Source organism: Bacillus sp. JJ1503, assembly GCF_036965125.1.
GTDB lineage: Bacteria > Bacillota > Bacilli > Bacillales > Cytobacillaceae > Cytobacillus.
The window spans coordinates 12,719-13,582 of record NZ_JBALOZ010000098.1 but is presented as its reverse complement, the minus strand read 5'-3'; the positions used below and the strand labels follow the sequence as shown (position 1 = coordinate 13,582).

Sequence of the window (864 nt, the reverse complement as noted above, 5' to 3'; positions counted from 1 at the left end):
GCATACACTCCTTGGTCACAACCGGGCGATTCATCCGGTAGGTCAGCCAGGCTCAACAATGAAGCCACTTGTCCCTTATACGCCAGCACTTGAAAATGGCTGGGATATTTCAGATGTATTAAAGGATGAAAAAATAAAGTTTGGAGATTATGAGCCAAATAATTATAATTTCAAATTCCGCGGTCAGGTTCCGATGTATGAAGCAGTTAAAGATTCCTTAAATATTCCTGCAGTATGGCTCCTCAGCGAAATCGGTGTTGATAAAGGAATTGACGCGGCAAAAAGGTTTGGAATTCCGGAAGACGCGATCAACAATAACCTTGCCCTGGCACTTGGCGGAACAAATAAGGGGGTATCCCCATTAAATATGGCTGAAGCTTACACTGTTTTTGCTAACAGCGGGGAAAAGGCTGACGCGCATTCGATCGTAAAAATTGTTGACTCCAATGGTGACACCATTGCTAATTGGGATGATAAGAAAACTAGGGTAACAACGAAAGAGGTTACCGATAAGATCACAACGATGCTGCTTGGTGTTGTAGAGCAAGGTTCTGGAAGAGCGGCACAGATTCCCGGGAGAGAGGTAGCCGGGAAAACGGGTTCAACACAGGTTCCTATTGAAGGGGTAAATGGGATAAAGGATCAATGGTTCGTAGGTTATACTCCTCAGCTTGTTGGCGCTGTATGGGTAGGATATGATCGGACAGACAAGGATCACTATTTAACAACTACGAGCGGAGAGGGAACTGCACCAATTTTCAAGGCCATCATGTCTAAAGCCTTGCAAAATCAAGAAGCAATTTCTTTCGGCGTCCCGCATATTTCCTCTTTAATCGAAAAGAAAAAGCAAGAAGAGAAGTTTAA

General features: G+C 44.0%; 1 protein-coding gene. It reads left to right on the top strand.

The genetic code is table 11. The annotated features are described in order from the left end of the window. Positions 1-864: transglycosylase domain-containing protein (locus V7149_RS09185; RefSeq protein WP_335345340.1), on the top strand; the 864-nt coding region annotated here is incomplete at both ends.